Annotated in this window: 8 protein-coding genes; 1 reads left to right on the top strand and 7 read right to left on the bottom strand. The window is 69.7% G+C overall.

All coding sequences use genetic code 11. The features are described from left to right. Positions 1-72: 72 nt before the first annotated feature. A complete protein-coding gene (locus NRO40_RS17890) occupies positions 73-690 on the bottom strand; it encodes a MarR family winged helix-turn-helix transcriptional regulator (RefSeq protein WP_306674876.1) in 618 nt (205 codons plus the stop codon). Between the two features lie 254 nt (positions 691-944). On the opposite strand from NRO40_RS17890, the gene NRO40_RS17885 reads away from it, so the two are divergent. After that, positions 945-3,206 (top strand): PIG-L family deacetylase, encoded by a 2,262-nt coding sequence (locus NRO40_RS17885; RefSeq protein WP_408057018.1) that lies wholly within the window; start codon positions 945-947, stop codon positions 3,204-3,206. 279 nt (positions 3,207-3,485) lie between these two features. Here the strand turns inward: NRO40_RS17885 and tuf are convergent, their stop codons facing one another. The 6 genes from tuf to rpoB all read right to left on the bottom strand — a co-directional run bounded on the left by tuf (position 3,486) and on the right by rpoB (position 17,062). Continuing rightward, positions 3,486-4,679, bottom strand: a complete 1,194-nt coding sequence (tuf, locus tag NRO40_RS17880) for an elongation factor Tu (RefSeq protein WP_058942712.1) — start codon at positions 4,677-4,679, stop codon at positions 3,486-3,488. Positions 4,680-4,842: 163 nt separating this feature from the next. Next, positions 4,843-6,969, bottom strand: coding sequence for an elongation factor G (gene fusA / locus NRO40_RS17875; RefSeq protein WP_058942711.1), 2,127 nt, complete (start codon positions 6,967-6,969; stop codon positions 4,843-4,845). A gap of 38 nt (positions 6,970-7,007) precedes the next feature. After that, positions 7,008-7,478 (bottom strand): 30S ribosomal protein S7, encoded by a 471-nt coding sequence (gene rpsG / locus NRO40_RS17870; protein ID WP_058942710.1) that lies wholly within the window; start codon positions 7,476-7,478, stop codon positions 7,008-7,010. Positions 7,479-7,480: 2 nt separating this feature from the next. Then, positions 7,481-7,852 (bottom strand): 30S ribosomal protein S12, encoded by a 372-nt coding sequence (gene rpsL, locus NRO40_RS17865; RefSeq protein ID WP_003948652.1) that lies wholly within the window; start codon positions 7,850-7,852, stop codon positions 7,481-7,483. Positions 7,853-9,575: 1,723 nt separating this feature from the next. Beyond that, positions 9,576-13,484, bottom strand: coding sequence for a DNA-directed RNA polymerase subunit beta' (locus NRO40_RS17860; protein ID WP_058942709.1), 3,909 nt, complete (start codon positions 13,482-13,484; stop codon positions 9,576-9,578). 92 nt (positions 13,485-13,576) lie between these two features. Further along, on the bottom strand, positions 13,577-17,062 hold the full coding sequence (gene rpoB, locus NRO40_RS17855; protein WP_058942708.1) for a DNA-directed RNA polymerase subunit beta: 3,486 nt from the start codon (positions 17,060-17,062) through the stop codon (positions 13,577-13,579). Between the last annotated feature and the right edge of the window lie 336 nt (positions 17,063-17,398).

The following is a 17,398-nucleotide window of genomic DNA, read 5'->3' as shown; positions in this document are numbered from 1 at the left end:
CGTGCCCTGCTCCTCGGCCCGCTGTGACCGGGTCTGCCGCCCCCGGGGCGCCCCGTGGCCCCGGGAGTCGCCTCAGCCCCGGCCACCACCCCCCACCCCACCGGCCTCAGCCCCACCGGCCGCCGCCTCGGCGACCCCCACCCCACCGGCCTCAGCCCCAGCGACTGCCTCCGCCCCACCGGCCGCCGCCTCGGCCTCCGCCTCAGCCCTCGCCGAAGCCGCCGCCGCGTTCGCCGCCATCCGGCGCAGCACCCGCAGCGCCGTCACGTACTCCTCGTCCGGCACGCCCTCGTGGACCTCGGACCTCAGCCGGGTGACGAGCCGCTTGATCCGGGCGTGGGCCTCCCGTCCCGCGTCCGTCATGCGCAGGGCACCGGCCGCGTCGGCGGCGATCCACCCGCGGTGCAGGAGCTGGTCGAGGGCGCGCGGCACCTCCCTGGGGCCGTCCGCGACCTCCGCCAGCTGGACCGCGACGGCCGCGCGGGTCACGCCCTCGTCACCGGCGACGAGCACCCGGTTCAGGGACCACCACTGGGGCTGGGTGACGTCGAGGCGGGCCATGGAGTCACGGAGGTGCGTGATGACGGCCCGGTGGGCGGCCCCACTCCAGTAGCCGATGGGCTGCGCGGCGAGCTCGGCGTCGGAGGCGTGCGGGTCGGCGATGGCCGGGACGGTGGGTGTCGTGGTCATGCCTCGACGCTAGGACCTCGACTCGACTTGAGGTCAAGCCCGCCCGGCCACCCGCTCCCCCGCTGAACACCCCGCTGCGCCCTGGGCAACCCGCGGTGTCGATAATCCGTCTAGCTGATCGCGGGAGGCGCTTGGACCTGCGCCACGTCCGCCACTCCCAGCTCCACCCACCCAGCAGTACCAGCAGCATCCGCCGCAGTAGCAGTACGGGGGCACAAGTGAACGACATACCGGGGGGCCGGACTCGCGCTGCCGTGTTCCGGAACGGCGCGCGGCCCGGCCAGGCGCCCCGCGCCACCAGCCACACCACCGCCGGCCACGCCCCGGACGGCCGCACCCCCGACTGCGGCGCCCCCACCCCCGGCACCACCGCCCCCGGACGCACCACCGCCCCCGGCGCCACCACGGCCGGCCGCCCCGCCCCCGGACGCCCCGCGGCGAGCCCCGCGCCCTCCGGCCCGACCCGGCGCCGCACCCTCGCCACCGCCACCGTCGCCGCCCTCGCCGGGACGGCCGGCCTCGCGGGCCTCACCGGCTGCTCGGTCCCCACCCCGCGCCGCAGCGGCCCCACGGCCGACCCGGCGCCCGGCATGTCGATCACCAGCTCGCGGCGTGCGCAGCTCCTGCAGATCATGGCGCACCCGGACGACGACCTGTACTTCATGAACCCCGACTGCCAGCGCATGGTCGACGCCGGCGTCCCCCTCGTCTGCGTGTACGTCTCCGCCGGCGAGCACAACGGCAAGAACCACGTCCCCGGCAGCCGCACCGAGCCCGTCGCCGACCGCGCCGCCTACTCCTCCGCCCGCCACCAGGGCCTGCGCCAGGCGTACGCCGAGATGATCGGCCTGGACAAGTTCACGCCCTGGCAGAAGGGGGTGGCCACGCTCCGCGGCGGCCGCGAGGCCGAGATCGACACGCTCACCCACGGCCCCCGCCGCGTCGAGCTGGTCTTCCTCAACCTCCCCATGCACACCCCCCGCCGCTGGATGGCGCTGCCCGCGCTGTGGCAGGACCGCGCGCTGGGGCTGCGGACCGTCGTCGCCACCGACTCCCCCGTCCGCCGCGCCTGCGACTACGACTACGACGGCCTCGTGGACGTGCTCGTCGGGCTCATGGAGCGCTACCGGCCGACCGTCGTCCACACGCTCGACCCGGACCCCGACATCCAGCACAGCGACGAGGCGACCCGCAAGAAGGACTCCGAGCAGCCCGGGTACTCCGACCACGCCGACCACACCGCGGTCGCCTCCTTCAGCTGGGCCGCGATGGTCCGCTGGGTCGCCGAGGCCACCGGCGACGGCGGGTCCGTACCGGGATTCGTGGCCACCTCGTTCCGCGGCTACTACAACCGCCACTGGCCCAAGAACCTCCCCGAGCCGGTCCTGCGGGAGAAGGCAGCCCACCTCGTCCCCTACGGCGGCGACCCGTCGTGGCAGTGCGGCAACAGCGCGGGCTGCGGCGACTACATGGTCGGGGGCACCCGTCCCCTCACCAACAAGAAGGGCTGGGTCCGCGCCACCCACCACCGCTACCCCGGCCCGGGCCCCGTCGTGGCGACCGCCCCGGACGGACGGCTCCGCGTGTACGGGGTGCTCGGCCTGCGCGCGGTGTGCTGGCAGGAGACCGAGCCGGGCAGCGGCCAGTGGGGCGACCCGACCGACCTCGGCGGCGGTCCCCTCGCCCCGGAGCTCGGCGCGGCGACCCTGCTCGACGGCCGTCAGTTGCTGTTCGGGCTGCGGTTCGCCGCGCTCGGCGGGCACGGCGGCGCCAACGAGCGCGAGGTCGTGGTGCTGGAACAGCGGGCGCCGGGCGGGCCGTTCCTCGCCTGGGCGGGCCTCGGCAACCCCGAGCGCGGCGACGACCGCGGGCGCCGCGTCGGGGTGCCGGTCGCGGTGACGGCCCCCGACGGGCGCGTCCACCTCTTCGTGCGCAACGCGGACAAGGGCGTCAGCACCCGCGTCCGCGAGGTCGACGGCACGTGGTCCCGCTGGCGGGACGCGGGCGGCGCCGAGGTCCAGGACGGGCTGTCCGCGGCGGTCGACGGACGGGGCCTGGTGCACCTCTTCGCCGCCGGACGGGACACGGTGCACCACTGGGCGCAGGACGCGGCCGGCGGGCCGGTCGGCTTCCGGCCCGGCGCCGCCCTGCCCGTGCCGGGCGGACCGGTCGACGTGGCGGTCACCCCGTCGGGCGACCTCGCCCTGTACTACCGGCAGCCGGCCCGGCAGGAGCTCACGGCCGTCCGGGTCGACGGCGGCCGCCTGCCCGTACCGCGCTTCGACGGGTACGGCGCGGTCACCGCGGCCGGCACGCCCCGGGGCCCGGTCCTCCTCGGCCGCGACCTGCGCGGCCGGGTGCAGCTGCACGTCGGCGGCCGCGTCGCGGTCCGCGCGCGGGGCGTCGCCGCCCTGGAGCCGGTGACGCTGCACTTGGGCCCGAAGGGCGCGACGGCGGTCGGCGTCGGCGCGGACGCGTACCCCTGGTCGTGGTCCTCCCACACCGACTCGGCCTGACCCCCGCCCTCCCCCGGCCCGGATCCCCGGAACCCGCGCCCCGGGGGCCGGGACCCGGTCCCCCGACCCCTGGCCTGACTCCCCGGCCGACGCCCCGCCCACCGGCCCGCCCCGACCCCCCGGCAGCCCCGGCCGGCCCCTGATCCCCCACCTCCCGGGCCCCGGGCCCCGCCCCCCGACGACCACGACGAGGGGCCCCGCACCTCACGGTGCGGGGCCCCTCGCGTGCAGCTCCAGGAGCTACCAGGTCAGCCGTTCAGGCCGTCGAGCAAGCGGAGCTTACTTGACGATCTTGGTGACCTGGCCGGCGCCGACGGTCCGGCCACCCTCACGGATGGCGAACTTGAGGCCCTCCTCCATGGCGACCGGCTGGATCAGCGAGACCGACATGGTGGTGTTGTCGCCCGGCATGACCATCTCGGTGCCCTCGGGGAGGGTCACGACGCCGGTCACGTCCGTGGTACGGAAGTAGAACTGCGGGCGGTAGTTGTTGAAGAACGGCGTGTGCCGGCCACCCTCGTCCTTGGACAGGATGTACGCCTGCGCCTCGAACTCGGTGTGCGGGGTGACCGAGCCCGGCTTGATGATGACCTGGCCGCGCTCGACGTCCTCGCGCTTGATGCCACGGAGGAGCAGACCGACGTTCTCACCGGCCTGGCCCTCGTCGAGCAGCTTGCGGAACATCTCGATGCCGGTGACCGTGGTGGTGGTCTTCTCCTGCTTGATACCGACGATGTCGACGGTCTCGTTGACCTTGAGGACACCACGCTCGATACGGCCGGTGACGACGGTGCCACGACCGGTGATCGTGAAGACGTCCTCGATCGGCATCAGGAACGGCTTGTCGACGTCACGCTCGGGCTGCGGGATGGACTCGTCGACGGCCTTCATCAGGTCGAGGACGGACTGGCCCCACTCGGCGTCGCCCTCGAGCGCCTTGAGCGCCGAGACCTTGACGACCGGGAGGTCGTCGCCCGGGAACTCGTACTCGGAGAGGAGCTCACGCACCTCGAGCTCGACGAGCTCCAGGATCTCCTCGTCGTCCACCATGTCGGCCTTGTTCAGGGCGACGACGATGTACGGCACGCCGACCTGGCGGGCCAGGAGCACGTGCTCCTTGGTCTGCGGCATCGGGCCGTCGGTGGCGGCGACCACGAGGATGGCACCGTCCATCTGGGCCGCACCGGTGATCATGTTCTTGATGTAGTCCGCGTGACCCGGGCAGTCGACGTGCGCGTAGTGACGCGACTCCGTCTGGTACTCGACGTGCGCGATGGAGATGGTGATACCGCGCTGACGCTCCTCAGGAGCCTTGTCGATCTGATCGAAGGCCGAGGCCTCGTTCAGGTCCGGGTACTTGTCGTGCAGCACCTTGGTAATGGCGGCCGTGAGGGTCGTCTTACCGTGGTCGATGTGACCGATGGTGCCGATGTTGACGTGCGGCTTAGTCCGCTCGAACTTCGCCTTCGCCACTGGGGTCCTCCTGTGGAGTGGTTCTGTACGCCTTACTCATCGGCGCCAGGTGATCTTTGCTGGGATGCCGGCCCCGGGGACGTTCCGCCACTCCGCTCGCGCGGTGTGCGGCAGAACGCCCCGGTGTATCCGGTGACAAGCCTAAAGCGTGAACTCGGTGGAGTTACTCGCCCTTGGCCTTCGCGATGATCTCCTCGGCGACGTTCCGGGGAACCTCGGCGTAGGAGTCGAACTGCATCGAGTAGCTTGCGCGACCCGAGGTCTTGCTGCGGAGGTCGCCGACGTAGCCGAACATCTCCGACAGCGGCACCAGGCCCTTGACGACACGGGCACCGGCACGCTCCTCCATGGCCTGGATCTGGCCACGGCGGGAGTTGATGTCACCGATCACGTCACCCATGTAGTCCTCGGGCGTGGTGACCTCGACGGCCATCATCGGCTCGAGGAGCACGGGGGACGCCTTGCGCGCGGCCTCCTTGAAGGCCTGCGAGCCGGCGATCTTGAAGGCGAGCTCGGAGGAGTCGACCTCGTGGTAGGCACCGTCGAGCAGCGTGACGCGCACGCCGGTCATCTCGTACCCGGCGAGGATGCCGAACTGCATGGCCTCCTGCGCACCGGCGTCGACCGAAGGGATGTACTCCTTCGGGATGCGACCACCGGTCACCTTGTTCACGAACTCGTACGAGGCGTCGCCGCCCTCGATGGGCTCGACCGCGATCTGCACCTTGGCGAACTGACCGGTACCACCGGTCTGCTTCTTGTGGGTGTAGTCCACGCGCTCGACGGCCTTGCGGATCGTCTCACGGTACGCGACCTGCGGCTTGCCGACGTTGGCCTCGACCTTGAACTCGCGCTTCATGCGGTCGACGAGGACCTCGAGGTGAAGCTCGCCCATACCGCCGATGACGGTCTGGCCGGTCTCCTCGTTGGTGTGCACCTGGAAGGAGGGGTCCTCCTCCGCGAGACGCTGGATGGCGACACCCAGCTTCTCCTGGTCACCCTTGGACTTCGGCTCGATGGCGACCTCGATCACCGGCGCCGGGAAGTCCATGGACTCCAGGATCACCGGGGACTTCTCGTCGCACAGCGTCTCACCGGTCGTGGTCTGCTTCAGACCCATGACGGCGATGATGTCGCCGGCGCCCACCGAGTCGATCTCCTCACGCTTGTTCGCGTGCATGCGGTAGATCTTGCCGATGCGCTCCCTCTTGCCCTTGACGGAGTTCAGCACCGAGGTGCCGGACTCCAGGCGACCGGAGTAGATCCGGACGAAGGTGAGCTTGCCGAGGTGCGGGTCGCTCATGATCTTGAACGCCAGCGCCGACAGCGGCTCGTCGTCGGACGGCTTGCGCTTCACGACCGTCTCGGCGTCCTTGACGTCGTGGCCCTCGATGGCCTCGATGTCGACGGGCGACGGCAGGTAGCGCACGACCGCGTCGAGCAGGGGCTGGACGCCCTTGTTCTTGAACGCGGTACCGCAGAACACCGGGGTCACCGTGGTGCCGGTGCCCTTGCCGGAGGCGATGGTGATACGACGGATCGCGGCGTACAGCTGCTCCTCGGAAGGCTCCTGGCCCTCCAGGTACAGCTCCATGATCTCTTCGTCGTTCTCCGCGACAGCCTCGATGAGCTTGTTGCGGTACTCCTCGGCGGCCTCGGTGTGGGTGTCCGGGATGTCGACGACGTCGTACATCTCGCCCTTGGCGGCCTCGGCGGACCAGACCAGCGCCTTCATGCGGACCAGGTCGATGACGCCCTTGAAGTCCGCCTCGGCACCGATCGGCAGCTGCATGACGAGCGGCTGCGCGCCCAGGCGGTCCGAGATCATGTCCACGCAGCGGTGGAACTCGGCGCCCGTACGGTCGAGCTTGTTGACGAAGCAGATGCGCGGAACGCCGTAACGGTCCGCCTGCCGCCACACGGTCTCGGACTGCGGCTCCACACCGGCCACACCGTCGAACACCGTCACGGCGCCGTCGAGGACGCGGAGCGAACGCTCCACCTCGACGGTGAAGTCGACGTGACCCGGGGTGTCGATGATGTTGATGGTGTGATCGACGTCCTCGAGCGACCAGTGGCAGGTCGTCGCGGCGGACGTGATCGTGATGCCGCGCTCCTGCTCCTGCTCCATCCAGTCCATCGTGGCAGCGCCGTCGTGGACCTCACCGATCTTGTACGAAACACCGGTGTAGAAGAGGATGCGCTCGGTGGTGGTCGTCTTGCCCGCGTCGATGTGGGCCATGATCCCGATGTTGCGGACCTTGGCCAGGTCAAGCGAAGTGGTAGCCATAAGGCTTCAGTCTTCTCTCGGTCTCGATGTGGGTGCGACTACCAGCGGTAGTGCGCGAAGGCCTTGTTGGACTCGGCCATCTTGTGCGTGTCCTCGCGCTTCTTGACCGAGGCGCCGAGGCCGTTCGAGGCGTCCAGCAGCTCGTTCATCAGGCGCTCGGTCATGGTCTTCTCGCGACGGGCGCGCGAGTAGCCCACGAGCCAGCGCAGGGCGAGGGTGGAAGCGCGACCGGGCTTGACCTCGATCGGCACCTGGTAGGTGGCGCCACCGACACGGCGGGACTTCACCTCGAGAGCCGGCTTGACGTTCTCGAGCGCGCGCTTCAGCGTGATGACCGGGTCCGCGCCGGTCTTCTCACGGAGGCCCTCCATGGCGCCGTACACGATGCGCTCGGCGGTGGAACGCTTGCCGTTGAGCAGGATCTTGTTGATGAGCGAGGTCACCAGAGGAGAACCGTAGACCGGGTCGATGATGACCGGGCGCTTCGGGGCGGGGCCCTTACGAGGCATTCTTACTTCTCCTTCTTGGCGCCGTAGCGGCTGCGGGCCTGCTTGCGGTTCTTGACACCCTGGGTGTCGAGCGAACCGCGGATGATCTTGTAGCGAACACCCGGCAGGTCCTTCACACGGCCACCACGCACGAGCACGATGGAGTGCTCCTGCAGGTTGTGTCCCTCACCCGGAATGTAGGCCGTGACCTCGATCCCGGAGGTCAGACGCACACGCGCGACCTTGCGGAGGGCCGAGTTCGGCTTCTTCGGGGTGGTCGTGAACACACGCGTGCAGACGCCGCGGCGCTGAGGGGAACCCTCGAGGGCGGGCGTCTTGTTCTTCTCGACCTTGTCCTGCCGGCCCTTCCGGACCAGCTGCTGGATCGTAGGCACTACTTCTCCGGTTTCTGTGTGCCGTGTAGTGAAGCTAACCTGGAACGTCGCCGACCCACGCGGTCGGGTGTGTCGAATCCGCCGAACCCCCGCCCCGGGCGGGGAGGAGCGCGAATTGCGGTGGCCCTTGAGGACTCGCCGTGCGGTTGAAGACACGCACAGGAGCCCAGGCACACCCCAGGCACAAGGTCTGAGCGTACCTATCGCATGGACTCCGGTCAAAACAAATGCCACGCCGAAGATCAGTCACGACCGGCCGGAGACCGCCCCCCGCACGGGTGATCGGCCGGGCGGGCGGCCGGACCCCCCGCCGGGCCCCGGCCACACCCCCGTCGCCGCCCTGAACTGCCTCTTCCCGCCCGCCTGGGCGCCTCTGGAGGCCCGCGCGGAACAGGAGGCGCCGCCCTCGTACCGCGAGCGCCGCGGGGCTCGTACGGGCCCGCGGGTCCGCGCCGACCGCCGCACGCTCCGGCGCCCCGCGAGCCGCCTCCGGGCGGGCACACGGACATTCGTACGAGGAGTGGCCGGGTCGCGCGGCCGGACCGACGTGACCGACGCGACTGCCGGGCGGCCGCAGCGACGTGACCGACGCGACTGCCCGGCGGCCACCCGCGACCCCCGACCAGCCCCGACCCGACCCCGTGCCGGGGTGCCGCGGCCCGGACCCGCGTCTGGGTGCCGGACACTCGTCGGGGTGCCGGGCCCGTGCCGGGGTGCCACAACCCGGACCCGCGTCGGGGTGCCACAAACCCCGGACCCCTATCCGACTGCCGCGCCGGTGTGCTGCGGCCCCGGCCTGTGCAGGACGCCGCCGACCGGACCCGCGAAGAGGTCTGCGGCCCGGACCCCCGCCCGGGTACCGCCCCCGGCGCTTGCCGGCCGGAGCCGGTGTCCGGGTGCCGCGGGGTGGACGTGACGGGTTGCTCCGGTCCCGGACCGCGTCCAGGCACGGCGGCCCGGACCGTGACCGCGCGTCGCGGCCGCACCCGTCGGGCGTTGCGGCCGAACCCGCGACGGGGTGCTGGGGCCCGGACCCGCGTACAGGCGCTGCGCGCCGGGCCCGTGACCGCGCAGCGCGGACTGGGACCACGACCAGACGCGGCGGCCCGGGCCCATGACCGCGCGATGCCCGCCGCACCCGTGTCGGGGTACTGCCGGCCGACCCCGTGACGGGGCGCTGGGGACCGGACCCATGTCCGGGTGCCGCGGGGCGAACCCGTGTCGGGGTACCGCGGACTGGGACCAGGTCCAGGCGCGGCGGCCCGGACCGTGACCGGGCGATGCGGCCGCACCCGTGTCGGGGTACCGCCGGACGCGCCCATGTCCCTGGTACCGCGCGCCGGCCCCGCGTCCACGTGCCGTGGGCCGCGCCCGCGGGCCGAGACCCCCGGACCGGGTTGCGGAGTCACGACCCCGGACCAGGCCCGCACCCCGACAGACCCCGGACCAGGCCCGCACCCCGACAGACCCCGGACCAGGCCCGCACCCCGACAGACCCCGGACCAGGCCCGCACCCCGACAGACCCCGGACCCGTCGGCACCCGACAGGCCCGGACCCGTCGGCATCCGAGAGGCCCGGACCGGGCGCCCGGCCGAGCCCCCGGCCCGGCTGCCTGCCGGCGGGCGGCCCGGCCGGTGGCCCAGCCGGTGACCGGCCCCGGACGCGCCGGAGGGCGGCACCCCGTCCCACGACGGGGTGCCGCCCTCCGATCAGACTGCGCGCTTACTGGTTGTACGGACCGTAGTCGTAGTCCTCCAGCGGAACGGCCTGGCCGGAGCCGGTGCCGAACGGCGAGTAGTCGATGTCGTCGTAGCCGACGGCCGAGTACATCGCGGCCTTGGCCTCCTCGGTCGGCTCGACCCGGATGTTGCGGTAGCGGGACAGGCCCGTACCGGCCGGGATGAGCTTACCGATGATGACGTTCTCCTTGAGGCCGATCAGGGAGTCGGACTTGGCGTTGATCGCCGCGTCCGTCAGGACCCTGGTCGTCTCCTGGAAGGAGGCCGCGGACAGCCACGACTCCGTCGCCAGCGACGCCTTGGTGATACCCATCAGCTGCGGACGGCCGGAGGCCGGGTGGCCGCCTTCCGTGACCACACGACGGTTCTCCTGCTCGAAGCGCGAGCGCTCGACGAGCTCGCCCGGCAGCAGCTCCGCGTCGCCGGACTCGATGATCGTCACGCGGCGGAGCATCTGCCGGATGATGATCTCGATGTGCTTGTCGTGAATCGACACGCCCTGCGAGTTGTAGACCTTCTGCACCTCGCCGACCAGGTGGACCTGGACGGCCCGCTGACCGAGGATGCGCAGCACGTCGTGCGGGTTCTCGGTACCCACGGTGAGCTTCTGGCCCACCTCGACGTGGTCGCCCTCGCCGACCAGGACACGGGCGCGCTTCGAGATCGGGTAGGCCGTCTCGTCGCTGCCGTCGTCCGGCGTGATGACGATCTTCTTGGTCTTCTCGGTCTCCTCGATGCGGACCCGGCCCGACGCCTCGGCGATCGGGGCCATGCCCTTCGGGGAGCGGGCCTCGAAGAGCTCGACGACACGCGGCAGACCCTGCGTGATGTCGTCACCGGCCACACCACCGGTGTGGAAGGTACGCATCGTCAGCTGAGTACCGGGCTCACCGATGGACTGGGCGGCGATGATGCCGACCGCCTCGCCGATGTCGACCAGCTTGCCGGTCGCGAGCGAACGGCCGTAGCAGTACGCACACGTGCCGACCGCGGACTCGCAGGTGAGGACCGAGCGGGTCTTGACCTGCTCGACACCCGCCGCGATGAGCTGGTCGATGAGCACGTCACCGAGGTCGACGTTGGCCGGCGCGATGACCTTGCCGTCCACGACGACGTCCTCGGCGAGCATCCGGGCGTACACGGAGGTCTCGACGTCCTCCGCCTTGCGCAGGATGCCGGCCTCGTCCTTCGAACCGATCCGCAGCTTCAGACCGCGGTCGGTGCCGCAGTCCTCCTCGCGGATGATCACGTCCTGCGAGACGTCCACCAGACGACGGGTCAGGTAACCCGAGTCGGCGGTACGCAGGGCGGTGTCGGCCAGACCCTTACGGGCACCGTGGGTGGAGATGAAGTACTCCAGCACGGACAGGCCCTCGCGGAAGGACGCCTTGATCGGACGCGGGATCGTCTCGTTCTTGGCGTTCGACACCAGACCGCGCATACCCGCAATCTGGCGCATCTGCATCATGTTTCCTCGAGCGCCCGAGTTCACCATCATGAAGATCGGGTTCGTCTTCGGGAAGTTCTCGTTCATCGCGTCGGCGACCTTGTTGGTCGCCTCGGTCCAGATCTGGATGAGCTCCTGCGTGCGCTCGTCCTTGGTGATCAGACCACGCTCGTACTGCTTCTGGACCTTCTCGTCGCGCGCCTCGTACTCGGCGACGATCGCCTTCTTCGCCTCCGGGACGACGACGTCCGAGATGGCGACGGTGACGCCGGAGCGGGTGGCCCAGAAGAAGCCGGCCGCCTTCAGGTTGTCGAGCGTCGCCGCCACGATGACCTTGGGGTAGCGCTCGGCGAGGTCGTTGACGATCTCGGAGAGCTGCTTCTTGCCGACCGTGTAGTCGACGAACGGGTAGTCCTCGGGCAGCAGCTCGTTGAAGAGCGCGCGGCCCAGGGTCGTCCGCAGACGGAACGAGTCGCCCTGCTGCCAGGGACCGAGGCCCTCGTCACCCTCCTCCTCGACCGGCGGGGTCCAGCCGCGGGGCGGGACGGAGCCGATCGGGAAGCGGATGTCGACCTTCGCCTGGAGCGAGAGCTCCCGGGCGTCGAAGGCCATGATCGCCTCGGCGGTCGAGTTGAAGGCGCGGCCCTCACCCTTGACCTCGCGCTCCTCCTCGTCCGTGGTGAGGAAGAAGAGGCCCAGCACCATGTCCTGGGTCGGCATGGTGACGGGACGGCCGTCGGCCGGCTTGAGGATGTTGTTCGAGGACAGCATCAGGATGCGCGCCTCGGCCTGCGCCTCCGCGGAGAGCGGCAGGTGGACGGCCATCTGGTCACCGTCGAAGTCCGCGTTGAACGCGGTGCAGACGAGCGGGTGGATCTGGATGGCCTTGCCCTCGACCAGCTGCGGCTCGAAGGCCTGGATGCCGAGGCGGTGCAGCGTGGGCGCACGGTTCAGCAGCACCGGGTGCTCGGCGATGACCTCTTCGAGCACGTCGTACACGACCGTGCGGCCGCGCTCGACCATGCGCTTCGCCGACTTGATGTTCTGCGCGTGGTTCAGGTCCACCAGGCGCTTCATCACGAACGGCTTGAAGAGCTCCAGCGCCATGGCCTTGGGCAGACCGCACTGGTGCAGCTTGAGCTGCGGGCCGACGACGATGACGGAACGCGCCGAGTAGTCGACTCGCTTGCCGAGCAGGTTCTGACGGAAGCGACCCTGCTTGCCCTTCAGCATGTCGCTGAGGGACTTCAGCGGGCGGTTACCGGGACCGGTGACCGGGCGACCGCGGCGGCCGTTGTCGAAGAGCGCGTCGACGGCCTCCTGGAGCATGCGCTTCTCGTTGTTCACGATGATCTCGGGCGCGCCGAGGTCGAGAAGCCGCTTCAGACGGTTGTTGCGGTTGATGACGCGGCGGTACAGGTCGTTCAGGTCGGAGGTCGCGAAGCGGCCACCGTCCAGCTGCACCATCGGACGCAGGTCCGGCGGGATCACCGGGACGCAGTCCAGCACCATGCCCTTGGGGCTGTTGCTGGTCTGCAGGAAGGCGGAGACGACCTTGAGGCGCTTGAGCGCGCGGGTCTTCTTCTGGCCCTTGCCGGTACGGATGATCTCGCGGAGGCGCTCGGCCTCCTCGTCGAGGTCGAAGGACTCCAGGCGCTTCTGCAGCGCGGCGGCGCCCATCGAGCCGTCGAAGTAGGTGCCGAAGCGGTCGCGCAGCTCGCGGTAGAGCAGCTCGTCGCCCTCGAGGTCCTGGACCTTGAGGTTCTTGAAGCGGCTCCACACCTCGTCGAGACGGTCGATCTCGCGCTGGGCGCGGTCGCGCAGCTGCTTCATCTCGCGCTCGGCGCCCTCGCGGACCTTGCGGCGCACGTCGGCCTTGGCGCCCTCGGCCTCCAGCTCGGCCAGATCGGTCTCGAGCTTCTTGGCGCGGGCCTCGAGGTCGGCGTCGCGGCGCTGCTCGATCTGCTGGCGCTCGACGGAGACGTGGGCCTCCAGCGACGGCAGGTCGCGCTGGCGGCGCTCCTCGTCGACGTACGTGATCATGTACGCCGCGAAGTAGATGACCTTCTCCAGGTCCTTCGGGGCGAGGTCCAGCAGGTAGCCGAGCCGGGACGGGACGCCCTTGAAGTACCAGATGTGGGTGACGGGGGCGGCGAGCTCGATGTGGCCCATCCGCTCGCGGCGCACCTTGGCGCGGGTGACCTCGACGCCACACCGCTCACAGATGATGCCCTTGAAGCGGACACGCTTGTACTTGCCGCAGTAGCACTCCCAGTCCCGGGTGGGGCCGAAGATCTTCTCGCAGAAGAGTCCGTCCTTCTCGGGCTTGAGGGTGCGGTAGTTGATGGTCTCCGGCTTCTTGACTTCGCCGTGGGACCACTGTCGGATGTCGTCCGCGGTGGCCAGGCCGATCCGCAGCTCGTCGAAGAAGTTGACGTCGAGCACTATGCGTCAATCCCTCTCAGGGTTGTGTCAATCAATGGTCTGTACGGGTCGCTGGGAGGCCGGCCGGATGGGAGATCCGGCCGGCCGACCCGTCAGACCTCTTCGACGCTGCTCGGCTCGCGCCGGGACAGGTCGATACCGAGTTCCTCCGCAGCGCGGAAGACGTCCTCGTCGGTGTCGCGCATCTCGATGGACATGCCGTCCGAGGACAGCACCTCCACGTTGAGGCACAGGGACTGCATCTCCTTGATGAGCACCTTGAAGGACTCCGGGATGCCGGGCTCGGGGATGTTCTCGCCCTTGACGATGGCCTCGTAGACCTTCACGCGGCCGGTGACGTCGTCGGACTTGATGGTCAGGAGCTCCTGGAGGGCGTACGCGGCGCCGTAAGCCTCCAGCGCCCACACCTCCATCTCACCGAAGCGCTGGCCACCGAACTGAGCCTTACCACCCAGCGGCTGCTGGGTGATCATCGAGTACGGGCCGGTCGACCGGGCGTGAAGCTTGTCGTCGACCAGGTGGTGGAGCTTGAGGATGTACATGTACCCGACCGAGATCGGGTCCGGGAACGGCTCGCCGGAGCGGCCGTCGAACAGGCGCGCCTTGCCGGTCGGCAGCACCATGCGGTCGCCGTCGCGGTTCGGCAGGGTGTTCTCCAGCAGGCCCGCCAGCTCGTCCTCGCGCGCACCGTCGAAGACCGGGGTCGCGACGTTCGTGCGGGGCTCGACCACGTCGGCGCCGATGAGCTGGAGCCGCTTGGCCCAGTCCTCGGCGAGGCCGGAGACGTCCCAACCCTGACTGGCGAGCCAGCCGAGGTGGATCTCCAGGACCTGTCCCGGGTTCATTCGGGACGGGACGCCCAGCGGGTTGAGGATGATGTCGACCGGGGTGCCGTCCTCCAGGAACGGCATGTCCTCGATCGGCAGGATCTTGGAGATGACGCCCTTGTTGCCGTGGCGGCCGGCGAGCTTGTCACCGTCGGTGATCTTGCGCTTCTGCGCGACGTAGACGCGGACCAGCTGGTTCACGCCCGGGGGCAGCTCGTCGCCCTCCTCGCGGTCGAAGACGCGGACGCCGATGATCTTGCCGACCTCGCCGTGCGGCACCTTCAGCGAGGTGTCGCGGACCTCGCGGGCCTTCTCACCGAAGATCGCGCGGAGCAGGCGCTCCTCCGGCGTCAGCTCGGTCTCGCCCTTGGGCGTGACCTTGCCGACCAGGATGTCGCCGGCGACGACCTCGGCACCGATGCGGATGATGCCGCGCTCGTCGAGGTCGGCGAGGACCTCCTCGGAGACGTTCGGGATGTCCCGGGTGATCTCCTCGGGGCCCAGCTTGGTGTCACGGGCGTCGACCTCGTGCTCCTCGATGTGGATCGAGGAGAGGACGTCGTCCTGGACGAGGCGCTGCGACAGGATGATCGCGTCCTCGTAGTTGTGGCCCTCCCACGGCATGAACGCCACGAGGAGGTTCTTGCCGAGCGCCATCTCGCCGTTCTGGGTGGCCGGACCGTCGGCGAGGACCTGGCCCTCGACGACCCGGTCGCCCTCGGCGACGACGACCTTCTGGTTGACCGAGGTGCCCTGGTTGGAGCGGGCGAACTTGGCCAGGCGGTACGTGATGTACGTGCCGTCGTCGTTGGCGACGGTGATGTAGTCCGCGGAGAGCTCCTGGACCACACCGTCCTTCTCCGCCTTGACGACGTCACCGGCGTCGACGGCGGAGCGGTACTCCATGCCGGTGCCGACCAGCGGGGACTCCGACTGGATCAGCGGAACGGCCTGGCGCATCATGTTCGCGCCCATGAGGGCGCGGTTGGCGTCGTCGTGCTCGAGGAACGGGATCATGGCGGTCGCGACCGACACCATCTGGCGCGGCGAGACGTCCATGTAGTCGACGTCCTGCGGGCTGACGTAGTCGACCTCACCGCCGCGGCGGCGCACGAGGACGCGGTTCTCGGCGAACCGGAGGTCGTCGTTGAGCGTCGCGTTGGCCTGCGCGATGACGAAGCGGTCCTCTTCGTCGGCGGTCAGGTAGTCCACCTCGTCGGTGACCTGGCCGTCGACGACCTTGCGGTACGGCGTCTCGACGAAGCCGAACGCGTTGACCCGGCCGTAGGAGGCGAGCGAGCCGATCAGACCGATGTTCGGGCCTTCGGGCGTCTCGATCGGGCACATGCGGCCGTAGTGCGAGGGGTGCACGTCACGGACCTCGAAGCCGGCCCGCTCACGGGAGAGACCACCCGGGCCGAGCGCGGACAGACGACGCTTGTGCGTCAGCCCGGACAGCGGGTTGTTCTGGTCCATGAACTGCGACAGCTGGCTGGTGCCGAAGAACTCCTTGATGGAGGCGACGACCGGCCGGATGTTGATCAGGGTCTGCGGCGTGATGGCCTCGACGTCCTGGGTCGTCATGCGCTCGCGCACGACGCGCTCCATCCGGGCCAGACCCGTGCGGACCTGGTTCTGGATGAGCTCGCCGACGTTGCGCAGACGACGGTTGCCGAAGTGGTCGATGTCGTCGGTCTCGACGACGATCGTGGTGCCGTTGGCACCGACCGTCTCGGTCTCGCCGGCGTGCAGCTGCACCAGGTACTTGATCGTCGCGATGACGTCGTCGACGGTCAGGACGCCGGCGTCGAGCGGCGCGTCGGCCCCGAGCTTCTTGTTCACCTTGTAGCGTCCGACCTTGGCCAGGTCGTAGCGCTTGGGGTTGAAGTAGAGGTTCTCGAGCAGCGTCTGCGCGGCCTCACGCGTCGGGGGCTCGCCCGGGCGCAGCTTGCGGTAGATGTCGAGCAGCGCGTCGTCCTGGCCCTGGGTGTGGTCCTTCTCCAGGGTGGCGCGCATCGACTCGTACTCGCCGAACTCCTGGAGGATCTGCTCGGTGGTCCAGCCGAGCGCCTTGAGGAGGACGGTCACGGACTGCTTGCGCTTGCGGTCGATGCGGACACCGACCATGTCGCGCTTGTCGATCTCCATCTCCAGCCAGGCACCCCGGGACGGGATGATCTTGGCGGAGAAGATGTCCTTGTCGGACGTCTTGTCGATGGAGGAGTCGAAGTAGACACCCGGCGAGCGGACCAGCTGGGACACCACGACACGCTCGGTGCCGTTGATGACGAAGGTGCCCTTGTTCGTCATGAGCGGGAAGTCGCCCATGAAGACCGTCTGGGACTTGATCTCGCCGGTCTCGTTGTTGGTGAACTCGGCCGTGACGAAGAGCGGCGCGGCGTACGTGAAGTCGCGCTCCTTGCACTCGTCGATGGAGTTCTTCGGAGGCTCGAAGCGGTGGTCGCGGAAGGTCAGCGACATCGACCCGGAGAAGTCCTCGATCGGCGAGATCTCCTCGAAGATCTCCTCCAGACCGGACTTGGTGGGGACGTCCTGTCCGTTCTCGAGAGCCGCCTCGACACGAGCCTTCCACGCGGCGTTGCCGAGCAGCCAGTCAAAGCTCTCGGTCTGCAGCGCGAGGAGGTTCGGAACCTCGAGGGGCTCCTTGATCTTTGCAAAGGAGATGCGCAGCGGGGCGGTGCTTGCGCCGTTGTTCGTATTCGCGGTCGAGGCGTTGCGCGAGGCGGCCAAGAGGGGGTCCTTCCGAGGGCTCGGACTCACTACGCGCGTACCGGTCCCCAGCCGAGCAAGGAGACCCGAAATCCCAGGTCAGGGCATTCGGTCATCTGTGCTCTCGCGGGGTATGCCCCTGGTGACGGGCAGGGAGCAGCTAACAGGCAGCGCAAAGGGTCAGTGTAGCCACTTGGCCCACTGATGTCCAGGGCGAGCAATTCGCGACCCTCGTTGTTCTCATCTCCGCGGCACCTCGCGCCCGTCGGCGCACATCGATACTGCCCGTTCGGTCGTCGATCCATGCCTCGGATCCGGATCGTTGTGACGACGCGTCCTGAGAATTGCGCGCGGCGT

It is taken from the genome of Streptomyces changanensis (genome assembly GCF_024600715.1).
In the GTDB taxonomy this organism is placed as follows: domain Bacteria; phylum Actinomycetota; class Actinomycetes; order Streptomycetales; family Streptomycetaceae; genus Streptomyces; species Streptomyces changanensis.
This window is presented reverse-complemented; position numbering and strand designations above follow the sequence as displayed.

What these genes read in the sequence shown, in the direction of transcription:
- rpsG (WP_058942710.1), bottom strand. Translation starts at nt 7,478, where the DNA reads ATGCCTCGTAAGGGCCCCGCCCCGAAGCGCCCGGTCATCATCGACCCG.
- fusA (WP_058942711.1), bottom strand. Translation starts at nt 6,969, where the DNA reads ATGGCTACCACTTCGCTTGACCTGGCCAAGGTCCGCAACATCGGGATC.
- NRO40_RS17890 (WP_306674876.1), bottom strand. Translation starts at nt 690, where the DNA reads ATGACCACGACACCCACCGTCCCGGCCATCGCCGACCCGCACGCCTCC.